This is a genomic window from Pseudomonas sp. LARHCG127 (assembly GCF_052871455.1).
Map to the genome: position 1 here is coordinate 116,590 of NZ_JBIXJT010000008.1, position 19,738 is coordinate 136,327.

The following is a 19,738-nucleotide window of genomic DNA, read 5'->3' on the forward strand; positions in this document are numbered from 1 at the left end:
GTTTTCCTCCCTCCCCAATGTTTCCGGGCTTTTTCCGGTTTCAGCGAAACGCTTCCTGGCAGTCCGCCCAACCGATCCCGCTCTGCGCCGTCTGCGCCATGAGCCAGGGCATTGCCGTTTTCACCCCATCCTGCTTGGCGTTGAAATTGATCACCCCGTGACGCCACAGCAGCATCAGGGTCAGCACACGCTGGGCGCTTTGCTCAGGCTTGAGCCGATTGCCGCTGTCCTGGGGATCGATGTCCCACAGCGCCACTTGCAGGCCCTGCTGCCGGAAAAACCCTTCGGCATCGCCTCGACGCTGGCCTTGGGGCGGGCGAAACAGCGGTACGTAATTCTCGGGCAACTTGCCTTTGACCAGCTCGACACTGCGCCGGACCGAGTCTTGCCAGTCCTGCCAATGGCTGTGGGAACGAAACTCCCAGCCCTGCACACCCACGCACTGCCCCGCATACAACATTTGGAGGCTGTTGGCCGAGCGTTCCTCCAGCCGCGCCTGGATGTCCTTGCCCAGCACGAAGAAAGTGCCGTTCATGTTCGCCTTGCGCAGGTAATCGGTCAGCCACGGGGTGTTGTCCGGCACCACGTTGGCGGCGCTGTCGAAGGTCAGCAGGAACAGCCGATCGTTCATGTTCTCGCCATTGCGTTCGTAATCGCCGAAACGCGCGACTTCACTGCTGGTTTGCGGAAAAAGCGCGGCTTTACGCAGCAGTTCATCGCGATATTGGGTATGGAAAATCTGGCTCGGCGCCGCCCATTTGATGTAGTAGGAGTTGTCATCCAGATGGAACCTGCGAGCCTCTTCGCGCAGGGTGGCCATGTCCTCGACCAAATAACAGAAAGAAGCATCCTGATCGCAACTGCGCTGGGCAAAGTTGTAATTGGCCAGCAGCCGCTGCCACAGCCGTGCGCGAAGCGCGTCGACCGCGGCCATGTTGACCGTGCGCAACCCCAAGTACTGTTTGAGCGCGATTTCATCCATGGCATCGATATCCAGCAGGCCCCGGGCGAACATCAGGATCTCGGCCCGCGAGGCCACGTCGAACAGCGTCGGGCTGGTCAGTTGTTCCGGCCAGGTGCTGCGGTCCAGGGTGGCGACGTCGTTGGGCGCGGCACTGGCACCCAGGCTCAACAACCAGGCCGATAACAGAAGGGCGATGCGCAAAAGGGATGTCTCCATAACGAAACCCGCGCGGCATGATAGCTGATCCTGACGCGTCCCCCTTGCGCAAACTTGGCGGACAAGCCCTTGTGGCGAGGGAGCTTGCTCCCGCTGGGCTGCGAAGCGGCCCCAGAATTTTTGCGGTCGCTGCGCAACCGAGCGGGAGCAAGCTCCCTCGCCACAAAAGCGCCTGCCCAGGAGAGCAACCATCCAAACACGCCCATCCATCACCTATCACCCCAATAGCTGGAGTCCACCCGGACAACCCCCTAGAATCGCCGCACCTTCAAGGAGACGAACGCATGCTGATGGTGATTTCCCCCGCCAAGACCCTCGATTACGAAACACCGCCGGCCACCGCGCGTTTCACTCAGCCGCAGTACCTGGATCACTCCCAGGAACTGATCCAACAGCTGCGCGAATTCTCGCCGGCACAGATCAGCGAGCTGATGCACGTCTCCGACAAGATCGGCGGCCTCAATGCCGCGCGATTCGGCAGCTGGACACCGGCGTTCACCCCGGCCAACGCCAAGCAGGCGCTGCTGGCTTTCAAGGGGGACGTGTACACCGGCCTCGATGCGCAAAGCCTTGGCGAAGCCGATTTCGACTATGCCCAGCAACACTTGCGCATGCTCTCAGGCCTCTATGGCCTGTTGCGACCACTGGACCTGATGCAGCCCTATCGCCTGGAAATGGGCACGAAGCTGGCCAACTCCCGGGGCAAGGACCTGTATGCCTTCTGGGGCACGCGCATCAGCGAATGGCTGAACGAAGCCCTGGCCGACCAGGGCGACGACATACTGCTGAACCTGGCGTCCAACGAATATTTCTCAGCGGTCAAGCGCAGCGCACTGAAAGCGCGCGTCATCGATACCGAATTCCGCGACCTGAAAAACGGCCAGTACAAAATCATCAGCTTCTACGCCAAGAAAGCCCGGGGCCTGATGAGTCGTTTCGTGATCGAGGAACGGATCAACGACCCTGCGGCACTCAGCCAATTCGACGTGCAAGGCTATCGTTTCAACTCCGAGCAATCGAGCCAGAACAAATTGGTGTTCCTGCGCGATCACGCCCCCGAATAAGGCATCACCTTATATCGCTCTCTGATCGGGGGCTTCGATCAAGCCCCGATCTGTCATCCTAGTTCCCCACCTGTTTCGCCAGTTTCATGACGTCAATAAATCGCCCCACTCCCCCGCTAACTTTTCTTTCACTCGACACTCGTCAGTTTTTTGCGTAGTGGCACCGATTTTTTTCATCGGTAGTGGCACAAAAATATCTCAGCTCATTAACTCCCCATTTATAAAGGCCAAAATGGCGAGTGCCATCATCTTGAGAGCAGTGCCATCTTCGATAATATTTCGAAAAATTTCGAAAATCGCGATGAGCGGATCGGAACTATGTGAAATTGCACGGCTCATACCACCCGTAACGATTCTTCGCAGATCTGTAGGAGATAACTTACACAGGACGTCGAACGGATTAACCAAGTTGTCACGACAACTTAGCGAAACGGTCGTCTAATTGGATCCACCCTTAAAGGATGGGAGATAACGCACCATTACTATCCCCTACAAGGCCAAGGCTGCGCCCCTATAACGTGCTCACCCGAGCACACAAGCTTCTGATTTTGTGGGCTTTTCGCCAGGGATTGGAAGTGAAGGACCTTTGCACGAGCGTTCCCGACAACGAGGACTGGCTGCATAACAGGGCAGGTCATAACAACTAGGCCGCTTTGCGCACAACTTGAGTGCAATTATTTAGACACTCGGAACTTAGTATGCCTGCACACGGCACTGTGGCGCCTGCATTCCACACTTCCGAGTGCACGATGACCGCTGAACACTATTAACTCCGGCCATTTAATGGCGTGAAAAACAGAGGTAAATGCGATGCGCATTAGCATATTTGGTTTGGGTTACGTCGGTGCAGTATGTGCCGGTTGCCTGTCTGCACGGGGCCATGATGTAGTTGGCGTAGATGTCGCCAAAGACAAAATCGACATGATCAACGCGGGCAAATCGCCGATCGTTGAACCTGGTCTTGGCGAGCTATTGGCGCAAGGCATTCAAACAGGCCGACTGCGCGGTACAACCAACTTCGCCGAAGCCATTCGTGATACTGACTTGTCGATGATTTGCGTCGGTACACCCAGCAAAAAGAACGGTGACCTGGAACTGAACTACATCGAGGCCGTGTGCCGCGAGATCGGTTTTGTCCTGCGTGACAAGACCACCCGCCACACCATCGTAGTGCGCAGCACCGTATTGCCGGGCACCGTGGCAAACGTTGTCATCCCGATCCTGGAAGACTGCTCCGGCAAGAAAGCCGGCGTCGATTTCGGTGTCGCGGTCAACCCAGAGTTCCTGCGCGAAAGCACCGCGATCAAGGACTACGACCAGCCGCCAATGACCGTGATCGGTGAGTTCGACACCGCTTCCGGTGACGTTCTGCAGTCGCTGTACGAAGAACTCGACGCGCCGATCATCCGCAAGGACATCGCCGTTGCCGAGATGATCAAGTACACCTGCAACGTGTGGCACGCCACCAAGGTGACCTTCGCCAACGAGATCGGCAACATCGCCAAGGCCGTCGGCGTCGATGGTCGTGAAGTGATGGACGTGGTCTGCCAGGACAAGACCCTGAACCTGTCCCAGTACTACATGCGCCCAGGCTTCGCCTTCGGCGGCTCCTGCCTGCCCAAGGACGTTCGTGCCCTGACCTACCGCGCCGGCGCCCTGGACGTGGAAGCACCGCTGCTCAACTCGTTGATGCGCAGTAACGAATCCCAAGTGCAGAACGCCTTCGACATCGTCTCCAGCCACGACAAGCGCAAAGTCGCGCTGCTGGGCCTGAGCTTCAAGGCCGGCACCGACGACCTGCGTGAAAGCCCGTTGGTAGAACTGGCGGAAATGCTGATCGGCAAGGGCTTCGACCTGAAGATCTACGACAGCAACGTCGAATACGCCCGCGTCCACGGTGCGAACAAGGATTACATCGAGTCGAAGATTCCTCACGTCTCGTCCTTGCTCAACGCCGACTTCGACTCGGTGATCGACAGCTCCGACATCATCATCCTGGGCAACCGCGACGAGAAGTTCCGCGCGCTGACCGAAAACGTACCGGAAGGCAAGCAGGTCATCGACCTGGTCGGCTTCATGTCCAAGGCCACCAACCCGAGTGGCCGGACCGAAGGCATCTGCTGGTAAGTCTGTTTGCCGGCCGGGGCATGCCCTGGCCGGCCTTTCGCCTGCCTTAACCCATCGGGCCGCCCACAAGGCCCGCCCGAGATAGAGACGGATGCAGATTATGCACAGGCTAAAGCACGGCCTGCTTCAGGCCGCCGGTTGGCTGTTTTACATGAGTTTATTGATGGGCATCGCCATGGCGCTGCCCACGTCCACGTTCGACTCCGAATCCAAGGATTTCATCTTCCTGATCGGCGCCGTGGGCATCTGGCGTTACTCCATGGGAGCGACGCATTTCGTGCGCGGCATGATCTTCCTGTACATCGTCTACCCGCACCTGCGCCGCAAGGTCCGCAAGCTGGGCAAGGCGGCGGATCCGTCCCATGTGTACCTGATGGTCACCAGTTTCCGGATCGACGCGCTGACCACGGCCCAGGTCTATAGCTCGGTCATCCGCGAGGCCATCGACTGCGGGCTGCCCACCACCGTGGTCTGCTCCATCGTGGAAATGTCCGACGAACTGCTGGTCAAGAGCCTCTGGGCCCGCATGAACCCGCCAGCGCGGGTCAAGCTGGACTTCGTGCGCATTCCCGGCACCGGCAAGCGCGACGGCCTGGCCTTCGGCTTCCGCGCCATCTCCCGTCACTTGCCGGACGACCGCGCCGTGGTGGCGGTGATCGACGGCGACACCGTGCTCGCCGAAGGCGTCGTGCGCAAGACCGTGCCGTGGTTCCAGCTGTTCGGCAATGTCGGCGGCTTGACCACCAACGAGTTCTGCGAAGTGCGCGGCGGCTACATCATGAGCGAGTGGCACAAGCTGCGCTTCGCCCAGCGACACATCAACATGTGCTCCATGGCGTTGTCCAAGCGCGTGCTGACCATGACCGGGCGTATGTCGGTATTCCGCGCCACCGTGGTCACCAACCCGGACTTCATCGCCGATGTGGAAAGCGACTCGCTGCAACACTGGCGCCTGGGCCGCTTCAAGTTCCTGACCGGCGATGACAAGTCGAGCTGGTTCAGCCTGATGCGCCTGGGCTACGACACCTTCTACGTGCCCGATGCGGCGATCAACACCGTCGAGCATCCGCCGGAGAAGAGCTTCATCAAGGCCAGCCGCAAGCTGATGTTTCGCTGGTACGGCAACAACCTGCGGCAGAACTCCCGGGCTTTGGGCCTGGGCATGCGGCGTCTGGGCCTGTTCACCTCGGTGGTGCTTTTCGACCAACGGGTGTCGATGTGGACCTCGCTGCTTGGCCTGACCGTGGCCTTGATCGCCAGCTTCAAGTACGGCACCGCGTTCATCCTGGTGTACCTGCTGTGGATCGGCATCACCCGGTTCCTGCTGACCCTGCTGCTGTCGTGCTCCGGCCACAAGATCGGCCCTGCCTACCCGGCGATTCTCTATTACAACCAGATCGTCGGTGCCCTGGTGAAGATCTACGTGTTCTTCCGCCTCGACCAGCAGTCCTGGACTCGCCAGCCCACCCACCTGACCCGTGATCTCGCCAGCTTTCAACGTTGGTTCAACACTTGGTCGTCTCGGACCATGACCTTCTCCGCCGGCAGCATTTTTGTCGCCGTGCTGCTGACGATGGTCTGACCGGACTTGAATGAATTAACTAGGAAATCGCCCCTATGAACACCGCCGTGAATGTCAACGTAGTGCATGAATCCGAAGCCCAGCGCCAACACGCCCGGGTCAAAATCCCGGCCAAGCTGCGCTTCTTCGGTCCCGACCGCACGCCCATGGAAGTCAAGGTCCTGGACCTGTCCGCCGGTGGGCTGTGCTTCAACGCCGGCCAGCTGCCGCTCAAGGTTGGCGAGACCTACAAGGCCCGCCTGCAATTCGTCATCGACAACCTCGGCCTGGCCATGGACGTGGAATTGCAGATCCGCTCCTACGACCGCGAGACCGGCCGTACCGGTTGCCAGTTCCAGAACCTGGAGCCGCGGGACATCTCGACACTGCGTCACATCATCACCTCGCACCTGGCCGGCGACATCGTCGGCGTCGGCGACGTGCTGGCGACCCTGCAGCGCGACAACTTCACCAAGGCTCGCAAGCAGAAAGACGACAACGGCGGCATGAGCGCCTTCGGTCGCCTGCGCGCCGTGACCTTCAGCCTCGGGATCTTCATCGTTGGCCTGGCGGCGTTCGGGTTCATCTTCAAGTCGGTGTATGGCATGTACTTCGTCAGCCACGCCCAGGCAGGCCTGGTGAATGTACCGGGCATGGCGATCACCATGCCGCGCGACGGCACCGTGCAGAGCCTGGTCAAGGCCGACGGCGCAGCCGCCAAGGGCGCCCCACTGGCAACCTTCAGCACCAGCATGCTCGATGTGCTCAAGGGTCACCTGGACGACAACCAGTTGCAGCCGTCCAAAGTCGAAGAGCTGTTTGGCAAGCAGATGACCGGCACCCTGACGTCGCCGTGCGATTGCATCGTGGCCCAACAACTGGTCGCCAACGGTCAGTACGCCAGCAAGGGCGACGTGATCTTCCAACTGGTCCCACGGGGCACTGAAGCCAACGTCGAAGCGCGTTTCTCCTATCGCCAGTTCGGCGACGTGCGCCCAGGCACGCCGGTCAGCTTCCAGGTCGCCGGCGAAGACACCACCCGTACCGGCAAGATCGTCAGCAGCACCAGCCTGAAAAGTGCCGACCTGTCCTCCGATATCCGTGTGCTGATCCAGCCTGACGAACCCCTGGACAGCGCCCTGGCCGGCCGTCCGGTAGAAGTCACCAGCGACCGTGGCCCGAACCTGAACTGGCTGATCGACAAAGCCATGGCCGTCGGTATTTAAGTCGAGGATATGCCCGTGATCACTCCACAAAACAACAATGCACCGCGTTCCCTGTGGGAGCGAGCTTGCTCGCGATGGGATCGACGCGGACTGTCTGGTACTCCGAGCGGCCTGCATCGCGAGCAAGCTCGCTCCCACACAGGCTATGCGTTGTGTGCCTTGGCACTGGCCGTCAGCCTGGCCGGTTGCGCCGGCCTGCCCGATCAACGCCTGGCCAACGAAGCCCTCAAGCGCGGCGACACGGCGTTGGCGCAGCAGAACTACCAGCAACTGGCCGACCTGGGCTACAGCGAAGCCCAAGTAGGCCTGGCCGATATCCAGGTGGACAGCCGCGATCCCGAGCAGATGAAAAAAGCCGAGGCGACTTACCGCGCCGCGGCCGACATCTCGCCGCGGGCCCAGGCGCGCCTGGGTCGCCTGCTGGTGGCCAAGCCCGGTTCCACCGAAGCGGAAAAACACGAAGCCGAAGGCCTGTTGAAGAAAGCCTTCGCCAACGGCGAAGGCAACACCCTGATACCGCTGGCGATGCTGTACTTGCAATATCCCCACAGTTTCCCGAACGTCAACGCCCAGCAGCAGATCAGCCAATGGCGCAGCGCCGGTTATCCGGAAGCGGGCCTGGCGCAGATCCTGCTCTACCGCACCCAAGGCACCTACGACCAACACTTGGATGAAGTCGAGAAGGTCTGCAAGGCCGCGCTGGCGACCACGGACATCTGCTACGTCGAACTGGCCACGGTCTATCAGAAACGCGGCCAGCCGGAACAGCAGGCCGCGCTGCTCAAGCAGATGCAGGATGGCCACGCCCGTGGCGTCGTTTCCGCCCAGCGCGTGGACAGCGTCGCCCGCGTCCTGGCCGATGCCAGCCTGGGCAAGACCGATGAAAAGACCGCCCAATCGCTGCTCGAAGGCATCGCCCCTGGCTACCCCGCTGCCTGGGTCAGCCTGGCGCAACTGCTTTACGACTTCCCGGAACTGGGTGACGTCGACAAGATGATGCAGTACCTGGAAAACGGCCGCGCCGCCGACCAGTCCCGTGCCGAGCTGTTGCTGGGCAAGCTGTACTACGAAGGCAAGTGGGTCCCGGCCGATGCCAAGGTCGCCGAGGCGCATTTCCAGAAAGCCGTGGGCCGTGAAGTGGCCGCCGACTATTACCTCGGCCAGATTTATCGCCGTGGTTACCTGGGCCAGGTGTACTCGCAAAAAGCCTTGGACCACCTGCTCAAGGCCGCCCGCAACGGCCAGAACAGCGCCGACTACGCCATTGCCCAGCTGTTCTCCCAGGGCAAGGGCACCAAGCCCAACCCGGTCAACGCGTATGTGTTCAGCCAGTTGGCCAAGGCGCAGAACACCCCGCAAGCCACCGAGCTTGCCCAAACCCTCGAAGCACAATTACCGCCGGAACAACTTGCACAAGCGCAACGCCTGCTACAACAAGAGCAGGCCATTCGCGGCGCAATGAGCCCCGATACGCTTGAACTGCAAGCCCTAAAAGAAGATGACGGCGAGGAACCTCTATGAAGCTTTTGAAGCTCAATCCTTTTGTACAGGCTGGTATTGGCCTGTCGTTTGCCCTGTTGTGGTCCAGCCCGACCCTGGCGGCCCTGACTGACACCAAGAACTTCGGCCTGGAAGTGAAGATCACCGGCCAGTCCGAAGACGACCGTGACCTCGGCACCCAGAGCGGTGGCGACGTCAACGGTGTCGGCCTGGACTTGCGTCCGTGGGTCTACGGCGAAAGCGAAAGCGGCGCCTGGAGCGCCTACGCCATGGCCCAGGCCGTGACGTCCAGCGACATCATCGAGACCGACACCCTGCAGCAGTCCGATGGCAGCACCCAGCAAACCGACAGCGGTGATCGCGAAGCCAAGAAAAGCTACCTGGCCATGCGCGAGTTCTGGATCGGCTACCGTGGCCTGACCCCTTACCCGGGCGAGCAGTTGAAGTTCGGTCGCCAGCGCCTGCGCAACGACGACGGCCAATGGCGCGACACCAACATCGAAGCCCTGAACTGGACCTTCGACACCACCTTGCTGCGAGCTAACCTCGGCGTGGCCGAACGGTTCAGCGAATACCGCACCGACCTCAAGGAACTGTCCCCCAAGGACAAGGACCGCATGCACGTCTATGGCGACGTGGGCTACCAGTGGATGCCAGGCCAGTGGGCCGGGATCCGTGCCCACCACTCCCATGACAGCGGCAGCCTCGATTACCCGACCCCGGGCGAAGCCACCGACACCCTGGACAAGACCGAGAACGGTGACTTGACCTGGCTGGGCCTGGAAGCCAACAGCGACGCCTACAACTGGCGCAACACCAACACCGTCAACTACTGGGCGAGCCTCACCGGCATGACCGGCGACCGCGACACCGTCAACCCGCTCAATGCCGACGGCACACGCCCAACAGAAGCCAAGCACAGCGATGACGTCGACGGCTGGGCCACCGACCTGGGTATCCGTCTGCGTCTGGACCCGCAATGGCAAGTCGGTGCGGCCTATGCCCGCGCCAGCGAGGACTACGAGCAGAACGGCCTGCAAAGCAACCGCTCGAACTTCACCGGCACCCGCTCGCGCGTGCACCGTTTCGGCGAAGCGTTCCGCGGCGAAATGGCCAACACCCAGAGCGCCAGCCTGTTCGGTTCCTGGCAACTGCGTGACGAATACGACGCAAGCCTGGTGTACCACAAGTTCTGGCGCGTGGACGGCAACAAGCCGGTGGGCAGCAACGGCATCAACGCCGTGGAAAACAACACCGACGACGTGACCGGCGCGATCCTGTCCACCTCGACCCTGCCGCTGCGTGATGGCGACAAGGACCTGGGCCAGGAAGTCGACCTCGTCGTCACCAAGTACTTCAAGCAAGGCCTGCTGCCGGCCGCGCTGAGTCAGTCCATCGATGAGCCGTCGGCGCTGGTGCGCTTTCGTGGCGGCGTGTTCAAGCCAGGCGACGCCTACGGCAAAGAGGTCGATTCGTACATGCATCGCGCCTTTGTCGACGTGATCTGGCGCTTCTGATGCGAATGGCCATGGGAGTGCCCGATATGAACCGCTACCTCAGGAACAGCCAGGCGATGAAAGGTTCGATCAGCCTGTTGGTCGCAGCGATGCTGCTGGCCGGCTCGCCGGCGTTCGCCAACGTTGAACCGGTGGTCAAGCCGGGCAACGTGGCCAAGGAACTGCAACAAGCCAAGACCTACACCGTCAGCAGCGCGCCGACCGCACCGCTGGAGCTGGCCGCGCCGACCCTGCCCGACCTCAAAGGCTATACGCCCGAAGCGGTCGCGGCCAAGATCGTGCGCAGCAAGCCCGGCAAGATCAGCGTGCGCCGGATGATGCAGGAAAACGCCTTGAAGGACTTCATCGGCGGCGACAACAAGATGGCCGAGTGGGTGGTGCGCCAGCGCGGCATCCCACAGGCCATCTTCATCGACGATGGCTACATGAACCTCAAGGACCTGGTCAAGAAGGTGCCCAAGCAGTACCTCAGCGAAACCTCGCCAGGCGTGTTCCTGGCCAGGATTCCGATTGTGGTCGGCCAGAAAGGCATCCTTGAGATCGACAAGCAGACCCAGGAGTTGCGCCTGTCCCAGGAGGGCGGCGCGTTCCTGGTCAACGATGGCCGGATGTTCATCCGCGACACCAAGGTCACCGGCTGGCGCGAAAAGGAAAACGGCCCTGCCACGTTCCGCTCGCCCAATGAATTCCGTCCGTTCCTGCTGTCCTGGGGCGGCACCGAGACCTACATCGTCAACAGCAAGATGGCCAGTTTCGGCTACGCCAACAGTAAGTCGTACGGGGTGAGTATTTCCCAGTACACGCCGAACATGGCCAAGGTCCTCAAGCGCCCGGAACCGACCGGCTGGATCATCGGTTCCGAGTTCTCGGACATGTGGTACGGCTTCTACTGCTACGAAACCAACGACTTCGTGGTCAAGAGCAATACCTACAAGGACAACATCGTCTACGGCATCGACCCCCACGACCGTTCCCATCGGCTGATCATTGCCGACAACACCGTCTACGGGACCAAGAAGAAGCACGGGATCATCATTTCCCGTGAGGTCAACGACAGCTTCATTTTCAACAACCGCAGCTACGACAACAAACTCTCGGGCCTGGTGATCGACCGTAACAGCGTGAACAACCTGATCGCCTACAACGAGATCTACAAGAACCACACCGACGGCATCACGCTGTACGAGAGTGGTGACAACCTGCTGTGGGGCAACAAAGTGATCAGCAACCGCCGCCACGGCATCCGGATTCGTAACAGCGTGAACATCCGCCTCTACGAAAACGTGTCCATGGCCAACGGCCTGACCGGTCTCTACGGCCACATCAAAGACCTGTCGGACACCGACCGGGACATCAAGCTCGACCCGTTCGACGCCCAGGTCTCGCTGATCGTGGTGGGTGGCGAATTGGCCGCCAACGGCAGCGGCCCGTTGTCCATCGACTCGCCCCTGAGCGTCGAGCTGTACCGCGTGTCCATGCTCGCGCCGACCAAATCCAGCGGCATCAGCTTCTCGGGAATCCTCGGCGAACGCCAGGACGAAATTCTTGACCTGCTGGTGCGCCAGCAGAAAGCCGTGCTGATCGACCCTGTCGAACGCCAGACCGAAATGCGGGACTGAGGATGACCTTTATGAACCCACAGATGATCAAACTTTTGGGCCTGTCCGCCCTGACTGCCGGCATTCTCGCCGCCGCAAGTGGCGCGCGCGCCGATGAAGTCAAGGCACCGAGCTTCACCGCCGAACCGTGCTGCAACCTGTGCCCGGCGGCCCATGACGCGAAGAACTACACCACGCGCTACCAGCAGAACTTCACCACGCTGGTACAAGCCCAGGGCGATTGGCTGTTCCGGACCCAGGAAGACCTGCGGACCGAATTCAACACCACCCCGGCCGGCTACAAGCGCCTGCAGCAGTTGCACGATGCGTTCAAGGCCAAAGGCGTCGAGCTGGTGCTCGTCTACCAGCCGACCCGGGGCCTGGTGAACCGCAACAAGCTCAACCCGCAGGAAAAAGCCGCTTTCGACTACGAGAAAGCCCTGGCCAACTACAAATCGATGCTCGGCCGTTTCGCCCAGATGGGTTATGTGGTGCCGGACCTGTCGCCGCTGACCAACGAAAACCTGCCCGAAACCCTGCCGGCCCACGATTTCTATTTCCGTGGCGACCAGCACTGGACCCCATACGGCGCCCAGCGCACCGCCAAGGTCGTGGCCGAGAAGGTCAAGCAGATCCCGGCCTTCGCCGACATCCCCAAGCGTGAGTTCGAGACCAAGAAGTCCGGCCGCATGGGCAAGACCGGCACCCTGCACAACATGGCCGGGCAGCTGTGCGGCACCAGCTACGCGATCCAATACATGGACCAGTTCACCACCGAACCCAAGGGCGAGGCCGGCGACGGCGACCTGTTCGGCGATTCCGGCAACCCGCAGATCACCCTCGTGGGCACCAGTCACAGCGGCAAGAACTACAACTTTGCCGGTTTCCTGGAAGAAGCCATCGGCGCCGACATCCTCAACGTCGCCTTCCCCGGCGGTGGTTTCGAGGGCGCGATGATCCAGTACCTGGGCAGCGAAGAGTTCCAGAAGAACCCGCCGAAGATTCTCATCTGGGAATTCTCGCCGCTGTATCGCCTGGACCAGGAAACCATCTACCGCCAGATGATGGCGCTGCTGGACAACAACGGTTGCGAAGGCAAGCCGGCCCTGATGAGCAGCAAGGCCAAGCTCAAGCCGGGCAAGAACGAATTGATGGTCAACAGCCAGAACATGGATCTGCGTAACGGCAGCCACCAGGTCGACATCCGCTTCGCCGACACCTCGGTGAAAACTTTGCAAGCCACCCTCTGGTACATGAATGGGCGCCACGAGGACATCAAGATCGAAAAACCGAATACCTCCGACACCGACGGACGTTTCGCCTTCCAATTGCGTACCGACGAGGACTGGGCCTCCCAGAACCTCTTGGCTCTAGAGGTCCAGGGGCCTGAAGCCGGCAAGGAGCCACTGCAAGTGGAAGCGAAAGTCTGCAAACGCAACGCATCTCCGCAAGCCGGGCAACAAACGGCTCAAATCGGACAATGAGGTCTCGTCTCATGACCAGTACCACGCGCACCCGAACGTTGAAAACGCTGCTGGCGCCCTCCCTGCTGACCCTGGCGATGTTCGCCGGGGCCACGCAGGCGGCGGCCCCGCTGCGCCCGCCACAGGGTTACTTCGCACCGATCGAGAAGGTCAAGGCCGGCGAAGCGGCCAAAGGTTGCGACGCCACGCCGACGCCCTACACCGGTTCCCTGCAATTTCGCAGCAAGTACGAGGGCTCCGACAAGGCCCGCGCGACGCTGAACGTGCAATCGGAAAAAGCCTTCCGCGATAGCACCGCCGACATCACCAAGATCGAGCGTGGCGTCAGCAAGCAAGTGATGCAGTTCATGCGTGACGGCCGCCCCGAGCAACTGGAATGCACGCTGAACTGGCTGACCGCCTGGGCCCAGGCCGATGCGTTGATGTCCAAGGACTTCAACCACACTGGCAAGTCCATGCGCAAATGGGCGTTGGGCAGCATGGCTTCGGCCTATGTGCGCCTGAAGTTCTCCGAGTCCCGTCCGCTGGCCAATCACCCGGAGCAGGCGCAACTGATCGAAGGCTGGTTCAGCCGGATGGCCGACCAGGTGGTCAGCGACTGGGACAACCTGCCGCTGGACAAGATCAACAACCATTCCTACTGGGCTGCCTGGTCGGTGATGGCCACCTCCGTGGCAACCAACCGCCGCGACCTGTTCGATTGGGCCGTCAAGGAATACAAGGTCGGCGTCAATCAAGTCGACGCCGAGGGCTATTTGCCCAACGAACTCAAGCGCAAGCAACGAGCCCTGTCCTACCACAACTATGCCCTGCCGCCATTGGCGATGATCGCCAGTTTCGCCCAGGTCAACGGTGTCGACCTGCGCCAGGAAAACAACGGTGCGCTCAAGCGCCTGGGTGACCGGGTGCTGGCCGGGGTGAAAGACCCGGACATCTTCGAAGAGAAGAACGGCGAAGAGCAGGACATGAAGGACCTGAAGGTCGATTCGAAATTCGCCTGGCTCGAACCGTTCTGCAGTCTCTACACCTGCTCGGAGGACGTGCTGGAACGCAAGCACGAAATGCAACCGTTCAAGACCTTCCGCCTCGGCGGGGACTTGACCCGGGTGTATGACCCTTCGCGGGAGAAAGGCGAAAAAGGTAGTTAACGCCCAACACATCCTGTGGCGAGGGAGCGTGCTCCCGCTGGGGCGCGCAGCTCCCCCAAGCCTGACGATGCGGCTGCTTCGCAGCCGAGCGGGAGCAAGCTCCCTCGCCACAGGTAGGCAGGTGTTCGAAATGCAATAACCCCCCGGTTTTGATGGGGGGGTTTGGGGGGGCTCTGGCCCTTGACTGTTGATTCAACATGGAGAGATCGGGATGGTATTTTCATCCAACGTGTTCCTGTTCCTGTTCCTGCCGATCTTTCTCGGCTTGTACTACTTGAGCGGGCAACGCTATCGCAACCTGCTGCTGCTGATCGCCAGCTACGTGTTCTATGCCTGGTGGCGCGTGGACTTCCTCGCGCTGTTCGCCGGCGTGACCCTGTGGAACTACTGGATCGGCCTGAAAGTCGGCGCCGCCGGCGTGCGCACCAAACCGGCCCAGCGCTGGCTGTTGCTCGGCGTGGGCGTGGACTTGGCCATCCTGGGCTATTTCAAATACGCCAACTTCGGCGTGGACAGCCTCAATGCGATCATCACCGGCTTTGGTCTGAACCCGTTCATCCTGACCCACGTGCTGTTGCCGATCGGGATCTCGTTCTACATCTTCGAGTCCATCAGCTACATCATCGACGTCTATCGCGGTGACACACCGGCGACTCGCAACCTGATCGACTTCGCGGCATTCGTGGCGATCTTCCCGCACCTGATCGCCGGCCCCGTGTTGCGCTTCCGCGACCTGGCCGACCAGTTCAACAACCGCACCCACACACTGGACAAGTTCTCCGAAGGCTGCACCCGCTTCATGCAGGGCTTCATCAAGAAAGTGTTCATCGCCGACACCCTGGCGGTGGTGGCCGACCATTGCTTCGCCTTGCAGAACCCGACCACGGGCGATGCCTGGCTCGGCGCCCTGGCCTACACCGCGCAGCTGTACTTCGACTTCTCCGGCTACAGCGACATGGCCATCGGCCTGGGCCTGATGATGGGTTTCCGTTTCATGGAAAACTTCAAGCAGCCCTACATCAGCCAGTCGATCACCGAGTTCTGGCGCCGCTGGCACATCAGCCTGTCGACCTGGTTGCGCGACTACCTCTACATCACCCTGGGCGGTAACCGCAAAGGCACGCTGATGACCTATCGCAACCTGTTCCTGACCATGCTGCTCGGTGGCCTGTGGCATGGCGCGAACATCACCTACGTGATCTGGGGTGCCTGGCACGGCATGTGGCTGGCCATCGAAAAAGCGGTGGGCATCGACACCAACCCACGCAGCATCAACCCGATTCGTTGGGCGCTGACCTTCCTGCTGGTGGTGATGGGCTGGGTGATCTTCCGTGCCGAAAACCTGCACGTGGCCGGTCGCATGTACAGCGCGATGTTCAGCTTCGGCGACTGGTCGCTGTCGGAACTGACCCGCGCCAACCTCACCGGCCTGCAGATCGCCACGCTGGTGGTGGCCTACGCCACCCTCGCCTTCTTCGGCCTGCGGGACTTCTACACCAACCGTCCACCGGTCAAGACCAAGCCTGAGGTCAATACCGAAGCCAACGGCCCGGCCACCGCGCAACCGGGAATGATCAAGGCCGTGCCGGGTGACAACCCAGCGGCGATCCACGAGCCAGGCTACACCGTCGGCGTCGAGGCCCAAGTGCAACCGGCCTACTGGACCGCGGACTGGTCACGCTACGTGATGCGCGCCCTGGTGCTGATGCTGTTCATTGCCTCGATTCTCAAACTCTCGGCGCAAAGCTTCTCGCCGTTCCTTTACTTCCAGTTCTGAGGGATCTGAACATGACCCGCTCATTACGCATCTTTTACATCGCACTGTTCATGCTGATTTTGACAGCGCTGGGCCTGTGGTCGATGCGCAGCTTCTTGGGCTTCAGCACCAACCCCGACGCGACCGTGCTCAACGGGCGCTGGGCCAAGGCCGTGGAAACGCACTACGACGAAGAGTTTCCGATCAAGCGCCTGGGCACCAACATCTGGGCCGCGCTGGACTACAAGCTGTTCAATGAGGGCCGCAAAGGCGTGGTCCTGGGCCGCGACCAGTGGCTGTACAGCGACGAAGAGTTCAACCCGATCGTCAACGAAGACCAGAACCTGCAAGGCAACTACGCGCTGATCGAAGGCGTGCGCCAGAAGCTCAAGGAGCAAGGCATCACCCTGGTCATGGCGATCGTGCCGGCCAAGGCGCGGCTGTACCCCGAGCACCTGGGTGAAGTGAAGCCTTCAAGCATTCACGCCAACCTGTACCAGGACTTCCATGCCCGCGTGGCCGCGGACAAGATCGTCGCCCCTGACCTGCTCGCCCCGCTGCAGCAGGCCAAGCAAAGCGGCCAGCAAGTGTTCCTGCGCACCGACACCCACTGGACACCGGAAGGCGCGCAAATTGCTGCGGAACATCTGGCCAAAGCCATTGCCGAACGCACACCACTCAATGGCGAGCCACAGCGTTTCGTCACCGAGCCTGCGGAGAAAGTCATTCATAAAGGCGACCTGCGTCAGTTCCTGCCGCTGGACCCGCTGTTCGAAAACCTGATGCCGGCCCAGGAGCCGCTCGTCAAGCGCAACACCCGCGAAGCCGACGACCAGCCGGCCAGCGATGACGCACTGTTCGCCGATGCCCAGGTGCCCGTGGCCCTGATCGGCACCAGCTACAGCGCCAACCCGAACTGGAACTTCGTCGGTGCACTCAAGCAAGCCCTGCACAGCGACGTCGTCAACTACGCCGAAGACGGCCATGGCCCGATTCTGCCGATGCTCAGCTACCTCAAGAGCGACGCCTTCAAGAACAGCCCGCCACAGGTGCTGATCTGGGAGTTCCCTGAACGTTATCTGCCCGTGAACAACGAGATCGGCGACGCCGATCCGCAGTGGGTCGCCGAACTCAAGCAGGCCGGCGCCCGCCAACAGAACGTAGCTGCTAACACACAATCCGAGACGCCCGACCGGGCGCAAAACTGAAAGAGAGGTCCACCATGACTTTCAACACTACTCCTCGCCGTCTCGCTGCTCGCTCCTTCAAGGCTGTTGCCCTGGTCGCCAGCATGAGCGCCCTTTCCTTCTCGGCCTTCGCCGGTGACTCGGCCCTCTACGGTCCGGTCGCGCCAAAAGGCTCGAGCTTCGTGCGGGTGTACAACGCCAGCAACGCCGAAGTCAGCGCCACCGTCGGCAGCACCAACATCAGCGACGTAGCCCCACTGGCCAGCAGCGACTTCAGCTTCATGCCCGGTGGCGACTACAGCGCCAAGGTCGGCAGCCAGTCCGTGCCGGTGAAACTGGCCTCCGATCACTATTACACCCTGGTCAACAACGCCACCGGCCAGCCGCAACTGATCGAAGAGCCACCGTTCAAGAACAAGCAGAAGTCCCTGGTCCGCGTACAGAACCTCAGCGACAAGGCACTGACCCTCAAGACCGCCGACGGCAAGACCGAAGTGGTGCCGAACGTGGCCGCCAAGGGCCGTGGCGAACGTGAAATCAACCCAGTGAAAGTATCCCTGGCCCTGTACGAAGGCGACAAGAAAGTCGGCGACGTCAAGCCCGTGGCCCTGGAGCGCGGCGAAGCGGCCGTGCTGTACGTGACCGGCTCGGGCAGCAGCCTGTCGCCAGTGTGGGTGAAACGCCCAGTGTCGACCCGCTGATGAACTCACCTGATTGACGCTGTACCCCTGTGGGAGCGGGCTTGCTCGCGAATACGGTCTCACATTCAACATTGATGTTGGCTGAACCACCGCTTTCGCGAGCAAGCCCGCTCCCACCCTGAATCGGGGTGTCAATCGGGTACGGAACAAGAACAAGAGAGTGAAACGACAGAACGCAGTAGCTCTAACAACCATTTCGCTTCAAGGAGTAACAAACATGATTCCGGTGATCTTGTCAGGTGGTAGTGGCTCACGTCTTTGGCCGCTTTCGCGCAAGCAATTCCCTAAACAGTTCCTGGCCCTGACCGGTGAACACACCCTGTTCCAGCAGACCCTCGAGCGCCTGGTGTTCGAAGGCATGGACACGCCGATCGTGGTCTGCAACAAAGACCACCGTTTCATCGTCAACGAACAGCTGAGCACCCGTAAGCTCGAAGCCCAGCGCATCCTGATGGAACCGTTCGGGCGCAACACCGCACCGGCCGTCGCGCTGACCGCGATGATGCTGGTCAACGAAGGCCGCGACGAGCTGATGCTGGTGCTGCCGGCCGACCACGTGATCGACGACCAGAAAGCCCTGCAACGCGCCCTGGCACTGGCCACCGTGGCCGCCGAGCGTGGCGAAATGGTGCTGTTCGGCGTACCGGCCACCAAACCGGAAACCGGCTACGGCTACATCAAGTCGACCAACGATGCGCTGCTGCCCGAGGGCGTGAGCCGCGTCTCGCACTTCGTCGAAAAACCCGACGTCAAGCGTGCCACCGAGTTCGTCGAGGCCGGCGGTTATTTCTGGAACAGCGGCATGTTCCTGTTCCGCGCCAGCCGCTTCCTCGAAGAGCTGAAAAAGCACGATCCAGACATCTACGACACCTGCCTGCTGACCCTGGAGCGCAGTGAGCAGACGGCCGACACCATCACCTTCGACGAAGCCACCTTCGCCTGCTGCCCGGACAACTCCATCGACTACGCCGTGATGGAAAAGACCCAGCGTGCCTGCGTCGTTCCGCTGTCGGCCGGCTGGAGCGATGTCGGCTGCTGGGCGTCGCTGTGGGAAGTCAACGAGAAAGACGCCAATGGCAACGTCACCAAGGGCGACGTCGTCATCCAGGACAGCCGCAACTGCATGATCCACGGCAACGGCAAGCTGGTGTCGGTGATCGGCCTGGAAAACATAGTGGTGGTCGAAACCAAGGACGCCATGATGATCGCCCACAAGGACAAGGTCCAAGGCGTGAAACAGATGGTCAACACCCTCAACGCACAGGGTCGTACCGAGACCCAGAACCACTGCGAGGTCTATCGTCCGTGGGGTTCCTATGACTCGGTGGACATGGGCGGGCGCTTCCAGGTCAAGCACATCTCGGTCAAGCCGGGTGCGTGCCTGTCGCTGCAGATGCACCACCACCGCGCCGAACACTGGATCGTCGTCAGCGGCACCGCTGAGGTGACCTGCGACGAGAACGTGTTCCTGCTCTGCGAAAACCAGTCGACCTACATCCCGATCGCGTCGGTGCACCGCCTGCGCAACCCGGGCAAGATCCCGCTGGAAATCATCGAAGTGCAGTCCGGCAGCTACCTGGGCGAAGACGACATCGAGCGTTTCGAAGACATCTATGGTCGCTCCACCCCAATCGAACGTGGCGTGTCGGTGAAGACCATCGCACAGTAACCCGCAGCAACGATCAGCCG

At 61.0% G+C, this 19,738-nt stretch carries 14 protein-coding genes; 13 read left to right on the forward strand and 1 reads right to left on the reverse strand.

Translation table 11 applies throughout. The features are described 5' to 3' along the window. Nucleotides 1-40: 40 nt before the first annotated feature. The gene (locus ACIPQ1_RS15380) at nt 41-1,165 is read right to left on the reverse strand and encodes a polysaccharide deacetylase family protein (RefSeq protein ID WP_250962857.1); all 1,125 of its coding nucleotides are present in this window, start codon (nt 1,163-1,165) and stop codon (nt 41-43) included. Nucleotides 1,166-1,464: 299 nt separating this feature from the next. On the opposite strand from ACIPQ1_RS15380, the gene yaaA reads away from it, so the two are divergent. The 13 genes from yaaA to ACIPQ1_RS15445 all read left to right on the forward strand — a co-directional run bounded on the left by yaaA (nt 1,465) and on the right by ACIPQ1_RS15445 (nt 19,718). Beyond that, the gene (yaaA, locus tag ACIPQ1_RS15385) at nt 1,465-2,244 is read left to right on the forward strand and encodes a peroxide stress protein YaaA (RefSeq protein ID WP_411385553.1); all 780 of its coding nucleotides are present in this window, start codon (nt 1,465-1,467) and stop codon (nt 2,242-2,244) included. Between the two features lie 810 nt (nt 2,245-3,054). Next, entirely contained in the window at nt 3,055-4,371 is a 1,317-nt protein-coding gene (locus ACIPQ1_RS15390) for a nucleotide sugar dehydrogenase (RefSeq protein WP_053124910.1), read from the forward strand. 100 nt (nt 4,372-4,471) lie between these two features. Then, entirely contained in the window at nt 4,472-5,953 is a 1,482-nt protein-coding gene (gene alg8 / locus ACIPQ1_RS15395; protein ID WP_411385554.1) for a mannuronan synthase, read from the forward strand. A 35-nt stretch (nt 5,954-5,988) separates the two neighbouring features. Further along, nucleotides 5,989-7,158: an alginate biosynthesis protein Alg44 gene (locus ACIPQ1_RS15400; protein ID WP_186705147.1), complete on the forward strand. Its 1,170-nt coding sequence runs from the start codon at nt 5,989-5,991 to the stop codon at nt 7,156-7,158. A 9-nt stretch (nt 7,159-7,167) separates the two neighbouring features. Continuing rightward, complete coding sequence (gene algK, locus ACIPQ1_RS15405) at nt 7,168-8,679, forward strand: alginate biosynthesis TPR repeat lipoprotein AlgK (protein ID WP_446534399.1); 1,512 nt, start codon at nt 7,168-7,170, stop codon at nt 8,677-8,679. A gap of 5 nt (nt 8,680-8,684) precedes the next feature. Beyond that, nucleotides 8,685-10,175: an alginate export family protein gene (locus ACIPQ1_RS15410; RefSeq protein ID WP_186705201.1), complete on the forward strand. Its 1,491-nt coding sequence runs from the start codon at nt 8,685-8,687 to the stop codon at nt 10,173-10,175. Between the two features lie 26 nt (nt 10,176-10,201). Next, entirely contained in the window at nt 10,202-11,794 is a 1,593-nt protein-coding gene (gene algG, locus ACIPQ1_RS15415; protein ID WP_446534400.1) for a mannuronan 5-epimerase AlgG, read from the forward strand. A gap of 11 nt (nt 11,795-11,805) precedes the next feature. After that, nucleotides 11,806-13,257, forward strand: coding sequence for an alginate O-acetyltransferase (locus ACIPQ1_RS15420; protein WP_186705144.1), 1,452 nt, complete (start codon nt 11,806-11,808; stop codon nt 13,255-13,257). 11 nt (nt 13,258-13,268) lie between these two features. Further along, entirely contained in the window at nt 13,269-14,405 is a 1,137-nt protein-coding gene (locus ACIPQ1_RS15425; RefSeq protein ID WP_186705143.1) for a mannuronate-specific alginate lyase, read from the forward strand. A 211-nt stretch (nt 14,406-14,616) separates the two neighbouring features. After that, nucleotides 14,617-16,182, forward strand: coding sequence for an MBOAT family O-acyltransferase (locus ACIPQ1_RS15430; protein WP_411385558.1), 1,566 nt, complete (start codon nt 14,617-14,619; stop codon nt 16,180-16,182). 11 nt (nt 16,183-16,193) lie between these two features. Then, on the forward strand, nt 16,194-17,369 hold the full coding sequence (locus ACIPQ1_RS15435) for an alginate O-acetyltransferase (RefSeq protein ID WP_446534401.1): 1,176 nt from the start codon (nt 16,194-16,196) through the stop codon (nt 17,367-17,369). Between the two features lie 14 nt (nt 17,370-17,383). Then, nucleotides 17,384-18,049: an alginate O-acetyltransferase AlgF gene (locus ACIPQ1_RS15440; RefSeq protein WP_411385559.1), complete on the forward strand. Its 666-nt coding sequence runs from the start codon at nt 17,384-17,386 to the stop codon at nt 18,047-18,049. Nucleotides 18,050-18,266: 217 nt separating this feature from the next. Next, complete coding sequence (locus ACIPQ1_RS15445; RefSeq protein WP_250962868.1) at nt 18,267-19,718, forward strand: mannose-1-phosphate guanylyltransferase/mannose-6-phosphate isomerase; 1,452 nt, start codon at nt 18,267-18,269, stop codon at nt 19,716-19,718. The last annotated feature ends 20 nt before the right edge of the window (nt 19,719-19,738 follow it).